This window comes from Alphaproteobacteria bacterium RIFCSPHIGHO2_01_FULL_41_14 (assembly GCA_001767855.1).
In the GTDB taxonomy this organism is placed as follows: Bacteria; Pseudomonadota; Alphaproteobacteria; order UBA7879; family UBA5542; genus 2-01-FULL-41-14.
On sequence record MEMF01000002.1, the window covers coordinates 137,949 to 151,761 of the forward strand.

The following is a 13,813-nucleotide window of genomic DNA, read 5'->3' on the forward strand; positions in this document are numbered from 1 at the left end:
TATCTTCTAACAAATTGTAGGGGTTTATGAAAAAAAACAAAAATTATATTTATTTAGATCACAATGCGACAAGTGTCGTACGGCCCGAGGTCTGTGCCGCCATGGCCTCTTGTTATGAGAGGCCGTACAATGCATCTGCTATTCATTCGTTGGGACGGGAGGCAAAATCTTTTTTAGGGGAGATGCGCACCCTTGTGTCTCATCATATTGATTGTAAAGCGGACAGCGTTTTTTTTACCAGTGGAGGAACAGAAAGCAATAATATAGTGTTGCAATCTGCGAGATGGGAACAGATTTTGTGTTCCTCTACTGAGCATGATTCTGTTTATAAGGGACCTATCAATCAAGTCCTTCCTGTTTTGTCTTCGGGTCTTTTAGATTTAGACGCTCTTCATGAGTCTTTAAAAAATGGAGATCACAAAAAAACATTGATTTCAATCCATTGGGCGAATAACGAAACAGGCGTAATTCAACCCATTCAACAAATCGCAGAAATTGTCCATCATTATGGAGCCTGGATTCATGTGGATGGCGTACAAATTTTAGGGAAAATTCCCTTTTCTTTTCAAGTGTCAGGTATAGATTTTCTTTCCCTTTCCGCCCACAAAATGGGAGGACCTCAAGGAGTAGGGGCTCTCATCGTAAAAAAAGAAAACACCTTATCCCCCTTATTCTTTGGAGGGGGACAGGAACGTTCTTTAAGAGCGGGGACTGAGAATGTGGCTGGTATTGTGGGGTTTGGGCAAGCTGTGCGTCAGATTGATTTTTCCGTTTTTAGCCACCTTCGAAGGCAACATGAGGGATTAGAAGAAGAGCTTTTAGAGTTTTCCGAAAAGCACAAGAGACCTCTTTTTATTATTGGAAAAGGCACGGAGCGCCTTCCTAACACAACTTGTTTCTCAATGCCTGGAGTGTCTAATCAATCCCAACTAATTTACTTTGATTTAGAGGGGGTTGGTGTTAGTATCGGATCGGCCTGTTCTTCTAGCACGGTGAAGCCTTCTCGCGTATTAACAAATATGGGGCTTCCCAACGAGATAGTGGGATCGGCTGTGCGAATTAGCTCTGGTTGGAATACAACGGAGTCCGATTTTTTGCGGTTTAAGAAAGTTTGGAAAGCTTTATTTTTGAAGCATAGCGAATAGATCTAAAATTATGACAGAAAAACTGATTTATCTAGACCATCAAGCCACGACCCCTTGTGACCCTCGGGTTTTTCAAGAAATGATACCTTTTTTCTGTGAAAAATTTGGAAACCCTCATTCTCGCAATCATGCTTTAGGGTGGGAAGCAGAAGCAGCCATTGAAAAAGCACGTCTACAGGTTGCAACTCTGCTGGGAGCCAATCCCAAGGAAATTATTTTTACCTCAGGGGCAACGGAATCAAATAATCTCGCCCTTAAAGGGGCATCTGAATTTTATCAAGATCAAAAAAACCATATTATTACGTGTGTCACTGAACACAAATGTGTCTTGGATACGTGCCGACATCTGGAACAAAAAGGGATAAAGGTAACCTATCTTCCTGTACAGAAGAATGGATTGATCGATTTGAACCAGTTAAAAGAAGCAATGACGGATCAGACTTTGTTGGTGTCTATTATGGCTGTGAATAATGAGGTTGGTGTTATTCAACCCCTTAAAGAAATTGGGAAAATTTGCCGAGAAAGAGGCGTGTTCTTTCATACAGATGCTGCCCAAGCGGTGGGGAAAATCCCCCTTGATGTGGAAGCAATGAATATTGATTTGATGAGTGTATCCGGACATAAACTATATGGTCCCAAAGGGATTGGTGCTCTTTTTGTCAGACGACGTCCCAGAGTGCGGATAACAGCCCAAATTAATGGGGGGGGGCAAGAAAGAGCCATGAGATCCGGAACTCTATCCCCGGCTCTTTGTGTAGGATTGGGAACGGCTTGTGCGATTGCACAGATGGAAATGGGTGAAGATGAAGCAAGGTTAAGAAAGTTAACAGATTTGTTCTATGAAAAAATTATGAACAATTTGCCGGAAGTATATTTAAATGGAGATTTAGTTCAAAGAGCCCCTGGAATTCTTAATCTCAGCTTTGCCTATGTAGAGGGTGAAGGATTGATGATGGGCATTAAGGATTTGTGTGTATCTTCTGGGTCGGCTTGCACTTCTGCTTCGTTAGAGCCTTCCTATGTATTGCGTGCGTTAGGCGTTGGAGAAGATTTGGCTCATACTTCCTTACGTATTGGGATGGGACGATTTACCACGGAAGAAGAGATTCAAATAGCAGCAGACAAAATCATTAAGGCGGTACGTCGATTAAGAGAAATGAGCCCTCTATGGGAAATGTCTCAATCAGGGGTTGATGTGTCTTCGGTAGAATGGGCTGCACACTAAGGAGAAATATTATGGCATATGGTAAAAAAGTAATCGATCATTACGAGAACCCTCGGAATGTGGGCTCTTTTGGATCAAATGAAAAAAACGTGGGGACTGGTTTGGTAGGGGCCCCTGCTTGTGGGGATGTGATGAAATTGCAGATCAAGGTGAATGCCCACGATGTTATTGAGGATGTAAAATTTAAAACATTTGGATGTGGTACCGCCATCGCAGCTAGTTCTTTTGTAACGGAAATGCTAAAAGGAAAAACCTTGCAAGAAGCACAAAATATCCGCAACACTCAAATCGTTAATGAGCTTGAGTTGCCCCCCGTTAAAATTCATTGTTCTGTCTTAGCAGAAGATGCTATTAAAGCGGCTATTGAGGATTTAAAGAAAAAGATATCTCAAAAATGAATCAGTTTCCTTTAACAGTCACACCGGCAGCTTTAAGTCACATTAAAGTGCTCTTACGACAACGAGAAAAACCATCCGTCGGGATCCGAATTGGGATCCGTACGCGAGGGTGCTCGGGACATGCCTATACGTTGGAATTTTTGGATACAGAAAACCCACAAGATGAGAGAGTGACGTATGAAGATGTAAGAATATTCGTAGATCCAAAAGCCACTCTTTTTGTGTTGGGGACAGAGATGGACTATGTGGAGAAAAATTTTGAATCTGGTTTTGTCTTTAAAAATCCCAATGAAAAAGGCCGATGTGGGTGCGGTGAATCCTTCCACGTTTAAATCTATGTGTACGTGTCAGGCTCCTCTAGAAAATATAGCTTTTTGTTCACAATGTGGAGCATTAAATTCGATTGAACCAACATCCCCTTTTCAGGTGTTTGGATTGCAAGAGAGCTTTTTTATAGACCGTTCTTTTTTGAATAAAATTTATTTTGATCTTCAGAATAAATTACATCCTGATCGTTTCTCTTCTCATGATGAAGAACGGGCTCTTGCAGAACACTATTCGAGCTACCTTAACTGGGCCTATCAGGTATTAAAGGATCCCTTTAAACGCGCCGAAATTCTTTTAAAAGATTTTCCCTCTTCTGTCTCACAAATCGACTTGATGGAACAGATGGAAAAGCACGAGTATTTGGAGTCACTTTCTTCACGAGACACTCTTTCTGCCTTTGAGAGCAGAATTATGGAAGAAAAAAACAAAATAGAAAATGAAATGGTGGATTTTTTTAAAGAAAAAAATCACGAAAAAGCAAAGTATTGTCTGGCTCGATTCAAGTATTTTGATCGCCTCCTCAGAGAAGTTTTAGTTAAGAAAGAAGGGCTATAATCCTATGTTGCTTCAAATTCATGAGCCAGGAAAAACACCCGATCTTTCTAAAAAAAATGGCCTGGTCGTTGGCATTGATTTTGGGACCACAAATTCGGTGGTGGCCATCTCTCACCAAGGAAAAGCAGAGATTGTTCCTCTTGAAGGAGACAGGCTGGTTCCTTCCGTCATAGGTTATAAAGATGGTACTGCTTGGGTGGGACGAAAGGCCCAACAAGAGCGGGGACTGAACGTTATTCGTTCCATTAAACGATCTATGGAACCTCAATCTCTTCAACCAAAGCATGATAAAAATTCAATAGAGATTTCTGCCGATATTTTGCGATATCTTAAAACGGAAGCCGAAAAGTCCTTGAAAGAAACAATTACTGGTGCTGTCCTTACTGTGCCAGCTTATTACAGTGAGGTGGCACGAGAAGCCACCCGTGCAGCGGCTCATCTGGCCGGAATTCCCATCCTTCGGCTCATCAATGAACCGACAGCTGCAGCCTTAGCATACCATTTAGACGAGCAAGAAGAAGGTGTGTCTTTAATATATGACTTGGGAGGCGGCACTTTTGATGTTTCCGTTCTGCAGCTTCACAAGGGTATTTTCCAGGTATTAGCCGTGCGAGGAGACATGGTTTTAGGGGGAGATGATCTAGATAAATCTTTATTTAAATTTCTCGTCTTGACTGTGGGAGAAATATTAGAATCCGAAGGCTTATTATTAGCCCGTCAGATAAAAGAACACCTCACAACAGACCTCGTTTGGGAAGGGGAAATTCGGGGGAAAAAAGTTCAAATAACTCGAGATATATTAAATCAACTCGTCTCTCCTTTTATTGAAAAAACCCTTCATCTCTGTGGTCAAGCCCTTCAAGAGGCGGGCGTAATAAAGCAGGAGCTCAAATTTGTCGTTTTGGTCGGTGGGTCTACGCGCCTACCCATTGTTCGAGACCAGATAGAACAGTTTTTTGGGAAGAAGCCCCTCTCTTACGTGAATCCTGATGAGGTCGTTTCCTTAGGGGCCGCCCTTCATGCTGAATCCCTGAGAGATGGGAAAGGGAAACTTTTGTTAGATGTGACCCCATTTGCTTTAGGAATTGAAACTCTGGGAAATACAGTGGAAATTATTATTCCTCCCAACTCTCCTCTCCCCTGTTCTGTTTCTCAATTATTTACCACTGCGCAGGATGGGCAAACAAAAATAAAAATCCATATCGTTCAAGGAACCCGCAAAACGCTGGAGAATTGTTCTTCTTTAGCAACTTTTGTATTGGCAAATATCCCACCCTCTCCTGCCGGCTATCCTCAACTTAAAGTCATTTTTACGCTAGATGCGGATGGGATCTTGTCTGTCTTTGCAGAAGAACAGAGAAGTCATACACGTCACATGGTTCAAGCTAAGCCGACTTACAAATTTTAAATCCAAAACACCTTATTAGAGGATTCAGATTAAAAATCTTTTCTGGCTTTTAAGAGTGGCTTTCTTTACAGTTTTTTCATGACTCACAGAATCTTTTTTTTAGTTTGTTGTATGGTGTCTTGTGCATTAGCGGATATGCGTATAATACAAACGTTAGAGCACAGCTTAAATGAGCTTTCTTCTCTACAGGCACGTTTTTCACACAAGGATAGTTCGGGCAAGTCTTACCAGGGGACTTTTTTTCTAAAACGTCCTTGGAAGTTGAGGATGCAGTATGATGTCCCTAGCCCTTTTTTAATCGTTTCTGATGGCCAATCTCTTATTTATGAGGACCAAACAACACATGAAGCCGTTTATCTGCCCCTTGAGTCATTTCCTTTGGCGTTTTTATTCGATAAGAAGACAGATCTTGAAAAAGCTTTGGAAATAGATACCGTTCAAGAAAACGATGATACCATCAGTTTTTTGTGCAGAGAGAAGAAAAATTATTTCACGCTTGTGATCTCCTTTTCTAAGAATGAAAAAAGCATCACGGGATGGACTTCCAAGGATGCTCAAGGGAATGAGGTAAAAATAATTTTATCTTCTATTCAAAAAAACATACCTCTCCAGGATGGATTATTCCACTTTCAACAAAAACCACGGTGGAAAACCAAACCTAAAGAGCGCAAATAAATTATCTTTATGCTTCTTCTTCGCGATAGGTTCTTTCCTTAAGTTCGTGACGCTCTTGTGCCGTAATGCTGAGGGTCGCAATAGGACGAGCATCTAAGCGTCTAACACCAATGGGTTCTCCGGTCTCTTCACAGTATCCATAGGTCCCAGCATCAATGCGTCTTAAGGCAGATTCAATTTTATTGAGAAGTTTTCTTTCGCGGTCTCTGGTTCTTAATTCCAAGGACAAATCAAGCTCTACTGACGCACGGTCATTCAAGTCAGATTCCAACCCTGTGTCTTCTTTTAGATGAAACAGCGTTTCTTCCGAACCTTGAAAAATTTCATCTTTCCATTTCAGAATTTTCTGCCGAAAATATTCCTTCTGAAGAGGGCTCATAAAAACCTCATCCTCTGATGGCCTATACCCGTCAGGTAACAAAACCTTGTCCTTCATCATCTTCCTCCGCTGTTATAAGAGTGTTTTTTTCTTTAAATACTACGCTCAAAATTTATGAAGAACAAGTGTTTTTTCCTAATAAAAAAACCCCTGGAAAACCAAGGGTTTTAAAAAGGTTTCTTAGGTTTTTATTTTTGGCCTAATAATTTATGGAACACCACAGCAAGAGCAGCTCCTACCATTGGCATGACAAAGAAGAACCAAACTTGTTGAAGGGCCATTCCACCTTCAAAAATAGCAGGGCCGAAGCTACGTGCTGGATTTAAAGACCCATTGGTAAAAGGGGTTGCTAGGAAATAGGCAACAGATAGAGTCAAGCCAAGCATAAGGCTGGAACAAGCACAGCTCCCTTTTGCCTCTTTTACCATACAGAAAGTAAGGATAAAGAAGCTGGAAAGGATGACTTCAATAACACCGGCTTCCATAAGACCTGAGCCATTTGGAGAGGATATACCAAATCCATTGGAAAAGAACATATGATTAAAGTCAGTTTTTCCCATGAGAACAAAATAAAGGACCGCGATTCCCGCAGTAGCTCCTAGTAATTGTGCCGCCACATAGAAAAGGAAGTCTTTTAGTTCCATCTTTTTGCAAAGCCACGATGCGAAACTAATAGCAGGATTTAGGTGCCCCCCAGAAATGGGAGATGTTATATAGTGTGCTGCTGCGAAGGCAAGGCCAAACGCAAGACATACACCAAGACCAGCTAAAGATGTGGTAGTAATAGCAACGCCACAACCAATGAGCACAAAAAACATTGTGCCCAAAAATTCGGCGGTTAGTTTATGAGTTGTTGAATTTTTCATTTTTACCTCTCTGTTAGATTTAAGTTTGTTTGAATTTTAACAAAAATTAAAAAAGAAGGTCAAGAATTTATATTATAAAAAATATAATGAATTAGAATATCCCCATGTATTGGGAGAAAATAACATTTGTATTTCCATATTTTTTTTCCTTTAATATTTCAAAAGAATTGACGATATCCATTTTTTCTTGACTTGATGTTTCAATTATTATATAACTCCCTTTCTTAAGATAACGAGAAGAGATAAGATTTTTCAAAGTAAGAGGAACCAGATTTTTCCTATAGGGAGGATCTAAAAAGACCACATCAAAAGGGGAGTAAGGATTGGGCTTTAAGTGAGTTGCTTCTTCTTTCCACAGGGCAACATGAGAAAAAAGAGCGGCATTCTTCTTAATTATGTCAATAGCTTGGGGATGGTGATCGATAAATAAACAAAAAGCAGATCCTCTTGATAAAGCTTCAATCCCTAAGGCCCCTGTTCCTGCATAAAGATCTAGGACATGAAGTCCTTCCCATTTAATGGATAGACCATGCTCTAGCACATTAAAAATAGATTCACGCACCCGATTAGACGTAGGGCGGGTATGTTTGTCTTGAGGGGTGTCTAGATGTCGCCCCCGAAATTTACCACTAATAATTCTCATAATTATGTTTCATTTTTAATTCTTCGCGGGTAATAGCATAACTGCATATCAAAATCAGCAAGGCCCCATAAAAAGTGACACTTTCCAGATGTTCTTTGAAAAACAAAAATCCAATAAGGCTGGCAAATAGAAATTTTAAATAATCAAAACCGGCTAAAAAGTTTAGGCGCTCTTTTCGGTAGGCCTGAACATAGCTAAATTGTCCTAATAATGAAAGGATTCCCATTAACAGAAAAATCCACCAGTCCTTTCTTTGAAGGGGTGTCCATTTGGGAAGTTCATCGTTGAGAGGAAAGAAACGATCACTCACAAAATAAATGCCGAGCAAAATTGAGGTTGCTACACTAGAATAAAAAACAACGACCAAGCTTTCATCTGTTTTAGTTATATGCTTCACAAAGATGCTGGAGGCCGCCAGTAAGATGACCCCTGATAAAGTTATGAATTCTCCTAGTTCAAACCTTTCAAAGACGGGGTCAATAATGACAAAGATGCCCACATATCCTAAAATCAAAAAACTCCAACGTTGGAGAGAAATTTTTTCTCTTAAGAAAAGAGCTGCAAACAAAGGTACCATCAGGGCGTAAGAAAAATTAATGGCACTTGCCTTGCCAAGGGACAGCACTCGATATCCATAAAAGAAACAGATCATGGACGTCGTAGAAAAAGCTACACGAATCATTTGAAATAGGGGCTGTTTTGTTTTTAAAGATCTTGTTCCCTTTGTGACCACAAGATAGGGCGTGACAATAGATAAGACTAAAAAGCCACGAATAAAATTAAGTTGAAGAGGAGAATAGTCTTGTAAAAATTTGCAAAGAGCCATCACAGACACAAAGGTAAACTTTGAAGTTAAGATCCACAAAATGCTTTGTATTTTAATGTTTTTAAACATCACAGGATTCACTTGTTTTTTCCTTTAATTTGTAAAGAATTTCTAACGCTTCTCGGGGAGACAAAACGTTAGGATCAATGGTGTTAAGTAAAGAAACTATAGGGAGATTTTCTGATGTTTTATGAGGGAAAGATAATTCTTTTTGAACTGAGTCTTTTTTTGATTCTAAGGTTTTTAAGATAGCTTGGGCTCGATACACCACTGATTTTGGCATGCCTGCTAAGTCTGCCACATGAATCCCATAAGATTGATTAGCTTTCCCTGGCATAATGGTGTGCAGAAAAACAATCGTGCCTTCCCATTCTTTAACAGAAATAGTATAGCATTTGAGATGCGATAAGGACTCTTCCAAAACCGTCATTTCATGATAGTGTGTAGCAAATAAAGTGCGACATTTATTGGTGTTGTGTAGGTGCTCAGCTGTGGCTTGCGCAATGGAGACACCATCGTAAGTAGAGGTGCCTCTACCAATTTCATCTAGGATAACAAAAGATTTCTTTGTGGCTTGATTAAGAATAGACGCTGTTTCTATCATTTCCATCATGAAAGTAGATCGTCCCTTGGTAAGATCATCCCCGGCACCTACGCGACTAAATAATCGGTCTACAATACCAATGTGGGCTTTCTCAGCTGGCACATAGCATCCCATTTGAGCCAATATAACAATCAAGGCATTTTGTCGAAGATAGGTACTTTTTCCTGCCATATTGGGTCCTGTCAATAGAAGGAGGTATTGGGACGCGTCTATGTCACAATCATTTGAAATAAAGGGGAGATTTTTTTCTTTCAGAATAGATTCAATGGTTGGATGACGTCCCTTTTTTATCTTGAGAATCAGATCATTACTTAAAAGGGGACGAGTATATTGATGAAGATTGGAAAGAATGGCAAAAGAAGAGATTAAATCAAGGGTAGAGATGGCTTGAATGATCTGACACAAGGCTTCTTGCTGATGCAGAACATCTTGTACGAGTTCTTGAAAAAGATGCAACTCGAGGGTAAGCGCTTTTTCCGAGGCGCCCATTAATTTTTCTTGAATCTCAATTAATTCTGAAGTGGAAAACCGCATATTGTTAACAAGGGTTTGCCGATGAATAAAACTATCAGGGACCTTGTCTTTATGGAGGGATGTGATTTCAATATAATATCCTAGGATATTATTGTGTTTGATTTTAAGGGTTTGAATGCGTGTTTCTGCAGCATATTTTGTTTGCAAACCCGCAATCATTTTTTGACTCTCATCACGGAAAAATCTTAATTCGTCCAATTCTTGCAAATATCCAGACAAAACAAAACCCCCGTCTCTGGCCAAAAAAGGAGCAGAAGGATTTAAGGCTTTTTCAAGCCTTTCTTTTAAGGGAAAAACGGAAAGGAGAGCAGAAAAAGGGATAGAAAAGGGTATAGTCTGGTTTTTAAAGATATCAAATAATAGCTGAGCAGAGCTTAATAAGTTTTTAACAGCTAATAGATCTCGAGGACCACCTCTATTTGAAGACAGTCTTGCTAATACGCGTTCTCCGTCTGGCAGCCCATTCAGTGCGTTTTTCAAAGTTTCATGAAGGGAGTTATGGTTAAGAAACCACTCAGTCTGATCAAGACGCTTGTTAATTGATTCCATGGAAACTAAAGGAAAAGAAAGAGTGTGAAAAAGAAGACGTCTTCCCCCTGCTGTTAACGTTTTATCAATCGTTGAAAAAAAACTACCTTTTCGGTCTCCACTTAAGGTTGAGTCTAGCTCGAGGCTACGTCTGGTTGTTGCATCAATATGTAGAAAGTTCTGCGAGAGTACTTTTTTGGGGGGATTCAACCGAGGCAAAGACTCTTTTTGGGTTAAGTAAACATATTCAAGGGCACCTCCAGCTGCGGCTATTTCTGCTTCTGAAAAATCTCCAAAGGGAGTAAGGGTGGTGGTTTTGAAAAAACGACACAATCTATTGTATCCATTTTCATAATCAAATCGACTGTCATTTTGGCGTGTTATTTTATTTTTGTAAGTTTGGAAACATTCATACAAAGAAGGAAGCTGAAGCGTGCTCTCAGACACCAAAATCTCTTTGGGGTTAAATCGTGACAAAGTAGAGTCTAGGGCGGCTTGAGAAATTTCTTCCATTAAGAATTCTCCGGTAGAAATATCAACGGCAGCGACTCCCATGGATTTTTTATAGGGGTGAACAGAGACTAGGAAATTGTTTTGATCTGAGTCTAGAAAGTTTTCTTCCACTAAGGTGCCAGGAGTAATAATACGAATAACGTCTCTTTGAACAATCGCCTTATACCCTCGCTTCTTAGCTTCTTCTGGGGTCTCCAATTGCTCACAAATGGCCACTTTAAACCCTTGACGGATAAGTCGGCCAATGTAAATTTCGGCGCTGTGGAAAGGAATCCCACACATAGGCATGGCATCCTCTTCTTTACCTCGTTTGGTGAGAACAATATCTAAGGCTGAGGATGCGAGATGAGCGTCTTCATAAAAAAGCTCATAGAAATCACCCAGTCGAAAAAACAAAAGACAGTCTTTATGCTTTTCCTTTAAAGCTAAATATTGACGGACCATGGGAGTAGAGAATAGATCCATTGTCATTATTATAATCCGGTTGATCCGAACCCAGAAATGTCTCTCTCGGTTGGATAATCCTCCAGACTGGGGACGAGATTCCAAGAGGTTTGTGTGTAAGGCGCAATAATCAATTGTGCAATGCGCATCCCGGGCTGGACGGAGAAAGAATCTTGTCCTAAATTAATGAGAACGACCCTGATTTCTCCTCGATGATCTGAATCAATGGTAGCTGGTGCGTTCAGGACAATGACTCCATGTTTAACGGAAAGACCAGAACGAGATCTGATTTGGGCTTCATAGCCATTTGGTAAAGCGAAAGCAATGCCCGTTGGAATAAGGTGGCGGTGTCCGGGCTCTAAAATTATTTCCTCAGAAATAGCGGCATGAAGATCCATACCCGCGCTTTGTGATGTTTGATACGTGGGCAAGGGATTGGTTTGACCATGGGGTAAAACACAAATAGGCAAGTTTAAAGAAACTGTCATTTCCATCCTCTATGTATGGCTGTAATTCCTTTTGTTAAAGGTGTGTAAGATACAGAATTAAATCCTTTTTCTTCTATCATATTTTTTAGTTCTTCGACACCTGGAAATTTTCGAATACTCTCTACTAAATATTCATAGGCTGCCTCATTGCCTGCAAGCAACTTTCCAGCTTTGGGAATGAACATTGAAATATAGAGGTCATAAAGAGAGGCAATACTAGGATCCGGCCTGCTAAATTCAAGACACAGGAAAACACCTTTTGGTTTTAAAACTCGATAAATTTCACCAAGAGCCTGCTCTTTGTTTTCAAAGTTTCTTAACCCAAAGGCGACTGTACAGACATCAAACGTGCAATCTCCAAAAGGAAGAGATTCGGCCCTTCCTTCTTGCCAAGTCAAGTTTCCTTTTAGGTTTTTATTAATAGCTTCATCTTTAGATCGCTGAATCATCTCAGGACTTAAATCAACAAGTGTAATTTTGGGATCCAAAGAATGAGATTTTTTTAGATATCCAAAGGCAATATCCCCTGTTCCTGAAGCTAGATCCAGTAAACTTAAACCAGGAATCTGGGGGATTAGATCAATAAAGTTTTTTTTCCAATGATGATGTAGTCCAAAACTCATAACATTGTTCATTAAATCGTACTTGCCACTAATGCCATCAAAGAGAGATTTTATGGAAAAAGAAGCGCGAGAATTTGCAGAAAGAGGGGCCATTTGTTACTCTTTAGTATATGAAAAAAAAGATACCATAAATCAGGGAAATAAAAAATGATTCGATCTCCTTTGTTCTTATTATTAATAAGTTTAGCTTTGAATCTATTCGCTGCAAAAGACCAAGATATGGGCCCTGTTTCTCCCACGTTCCAAACAAGAAGAGAAAGTTGGAGCACCCCTGATACACACCCTGAGATACAATTAGGTAATGGTGTTGATCTTATTTACGCAACTTTATTTCAAAATTTGTCTTTCTTAGATGCGGTAGGGTTAGGAGGATTTAAACAAGAAATATATGCCCAGTCTCTATTCTTACGACGTCTTTATCTGGTTTTTGGATTGGGAGGTGTGGAATATAAAGCCATGGATGGAAGTTCGGGGTATTGGCCCTTTCCTTTGGCGTCTATGTTGACTCAAGGACAGCGTGTACTAGTAGTTCTCACAGGCATTTCCTATGAAGAATTTTTAAATTTTTTGACCAATGGTAATCTTGACCTCTTTTACAAGCGAAAATATTCTTCACATGGTGTAAAAATATGTGAAAAAACAGACACTTTAGAGGAAGTTAAAATTAAAAATCCTCTTCGTAGTTTTGAATCTACAGAAATTGTTTTGGGGCTAGATTTTCCGTTCGGGGGTGTGGGAACAGTTTTACCCAATGGAGGATGTGTAGGGCCCCGTGGATGGGAGATAAAAAAAGGGAAATTGAAAAAAAATAAACAAATAGGCCATTTGCATCTTTATGCCCGATCTTTCCCAAGTTCGAACAGAACTGCTATTCTTATAGGGATTGAAAGTTGTGCACCAGGTAGTCAGAATCAATTGGGGTGTGACCATAATTTACTGTCGGGCATACGAAATCAAACTATAAATCGTTCAGTTTCTGGGGGTTCAAAGTGGGCCCAGTTGAATGTTTCTGTTGCTCGTCCAGCAGAGTATGCTGGGAAAAAAGTCCATCTTTCTCTGCGAAAGTTTCGAGATATAAAGAAAAGAATTGAAGAGATTCTGGCTTTAGAAGAAAAAAGTCAAGAAGGGATTTTTAGAAAGATATTGCCAGAAGATTCTTTCTTCGCTACAGGGTTCTTGTGGACATATTCTGAGGAGAGAAAAAAATGAAACTTTTTAATTGGTTGTTGGGAGTATCTTTTTGTTTCTTGAATAGTTATGGAGAGAAAATGTCCTATGTCCCGGGAACAGAGGACATCCCTTTGATGGAGGGGACGTCTCACATAACAGAAGAACCAAACGTATTTGATGCATCGCAAGGAAGGGTATCCATCTCAAAAGTTATCAGTTCTTCACAAATTCGTGAAATAGAAAGTTTCTATGAAAATAGTTTGGTTAACTTAGGATGGAAAGGACTTTCAAAAAACAAGTATCAGAGGGGAAACCAACTTCTTGATATAAAGATCGATCCCATGGGAGAAAAAACGCTCATTACCTTTGAACTAAAGGAATCACGTTAAAAGGGAAAATTTCCCCCCTTTGGGAGAAAGTAGTGAAAAATTTAACAATCGGCTTATTTTCTTTCTACCTCAG

At 39.8% G+C, this 13,813-nt stretch carries 16 protein-coding genes; 9 read left to right on the forward strand and 7 right to left on the reverse strand.

Features of this window, described 5'->3' with window-relative positions; genetic code table 11:
- Window positions 1-26: 26 nt before the first annotated feature.
- The 7 genes from A2621_00705 to A2621_00735 all read left to right on the forward strand — a co-directional run bounded on the left by A2621_00705 (window position 27) and on the right by A2621_00735 (window position 5,733).
- Complete coding sequence (locus A2621_00705) at window positions 27-1,145, forward strand: hypothetical protein (protein ID OFW89435.1); 1,119 nt, start codon at window positions 27-29, stop codon at window positions 1,143-1,145.
- 10 nt (window positions 1,146-1,155) lie between these two features.
- Window positions 1,156-2,370, forward strand: a complete 1,215-nt coding sequence (locus tag A2621_00710) for an IscS subfamily cysteine desulfurase (GenBank protein ID OFW89436.1) — start codon at window positions 1,156-1,158, stop codon at window positions 2,368-2,370.
- An 11-nt stretch (window positions 2,371-2,381) separates the two neighbouring features.
- Entirely contained in the window at window positions 2,382-2,768 is a 387-nt protein-coding gene (locus A2621_00715) for a Fe-S cluster assembly scaffold IscU (GenBank protein OFW89437.1), read from the forward strand.
- On the forward strand, window positions 2,765-3,100 hold the full coding sequence (locus A2621_00720; GenBank protein ID OFW89438.1) for a Fe-S cluster assembly scaffold SufA: 336 nt from the start codon (window positions 2,765-2,767) through the stop codon (window positions 3,098-3,100). Before A2621_00715 ends, A2621_00720 begins: the two co-directional genes overlap by 4 nt.
- The gene (locus tag A2621_00725; protein ID OFW89439.1) at window positions 3,057-3,650 is read left to right on the forward strand and encodes a Fe-S protein assembly co-chaperone HscB; all 594 of its coding nucleotides are present in this window, start codon (window positions 3,057-3,059) and stop codon (window positions 3,648-3,650) included. Before A2621_00720 ends, A2621_00725 begins: the two co-directional genes overlap by 44 nt.
- Window positions 3,651-3,654: 4 nt before the next feature.
- Window positions 3,655-5,058, forward strand: coding sequence for a hypothetical protein (locus tag A2621_00730; protein OFW89440.1), 1,404 nt, complete (start codon window positions 3,655-3,657; stop codon window positions 5,056-5,058).
- Window positions 5,059-5,325: 267 nt separating this feature from the next.
- A complete protein-coding gene (locus A2621_00735) occupies window positions 5,326-5,733 on the forward strand; it encodes a hypothetical protein (GenBank protein ID OFW89441.1) in 408 nt (135 codons plus the stop codon).
- A 7-nt stretch (window positions 5,734-5,740) separates the two neighbouring features.
- Here A2621_00735 and A2621_00740 read toward each other — a convergent pair whose 3' ends face one another.
- The 7 genes from A2621_00740 to A2621_00770 form a co-directional block, all read right to left on the reverse strand.
- Window positions 5,741-6,169 (reverse strand): RNA polymerase-binding protein DksA, encoded by a 429-nt coding sequence (locus A2621_00740; protein ID OFW89442.1) that lies wholly within the window; start codon window positions 6,167-6,169, stop codon window positions 5,741-5,743.
- A gap of 131 nt (window positions 6,170-6,300) precedes the next feature.
- Entirely contained in the window at window positions 6,301-6,978 is a 678-nt protein-coding gene (locus A2621_00745) for a hypothetical protein (protein OFW89443.1), read from the reverse strand.
- 91 nt (window positions 6,979-7,069) lie between these two features.
- Window positions 7,070-7,621 (reverse strand): 16S rRNA (guanine(966)-N(2))-methyltransferase RsmD, encoded by a 552-nt coding sequence (locus A2621_00750; protein ID OFW89444.1) that lies wholly within the window; start codon window positions 7,619-7,621, stop codon window positions 7,070-7,072.
- On the reverse strand, window positions 7,608-8,516 hold the full coding sequence (locus tag A2621_00755) for a hypothetical protein (protein ID OFW89445.1): 909 nt from the start codon (window positions 8,514-8,516) through the stop codon (window positions 7,608-7,610). Before A2621_00755 ends, A2621_00750 begins: the two co-directional genes overlap by 14 nt.
- On the reverse strand, window positions 8,509-11,070 hold the full coding sequence (locus tag A2621_00760) for a DNA mismatch repair protein MutS (protein ID OFW90099.1): 2,562 nt from the start codon (window positions 11,068-11,070) through the stop codon (window positions 8,509-8,511). Before A2621_00760 ends, A2621_00755 begins: the two co-directional genes overlap by 8 nt.
- 29 nt (window positions 11,071-11,099) lie before the next feature.
- On the reverse strand, window positions 11,100-11,558 hold the full coding sequence (locus A2621_00765; protein ID OFW89446.1) for a deoxyuridine 5'-triphosphate nucleotidohydrolase: 459 nt from the start codon (window positions 11,556-11,558) through the stop codon (window positions 11,100-11,102).
- A complete protein-coding gene (locus tag A2621_00770; protein OFW89447.1) occupies window positions 11,555-12,274 on the reverse strand; it encodes a hypothetical protein in 720 nt (239 codons plus the stop codon). Before A2621_00770 ends, A2621_00765 begins: the two co-directional genes overlap by 4 nt.
- 54 nt (window positions 12,275-12,328) lie before the next feature.
- On the opposite strand from A2621_00770, the gene A2621_00775 reads away from it, so the two are divergent.
- Complete coding sequence (locus A2621_00775; protein OFW89448.1) at window positions 12,329-13,390, forward strand: hypothetical protein; 1,062 nt, start codon at window positions 12,329-12,331, stop codon at window positions 13,388-13,390.
- Window positions 13,387-13,740 (forward strand): hypothetical protein, encoded by a 354-nt coding sequence (locus A2621_00780; protein ID OFW89449.1) that lies wholly within the window; start codon window positions 13,387-13,389, stop codon window positions 13,738-13,740. The genes A2621_00775 and A2621_00780 overlap by 4 nt, the downstream gene beginning before the upstream one ends.
- Window positions 13,741-13,813: the final 73 nt, after the last annotated feature.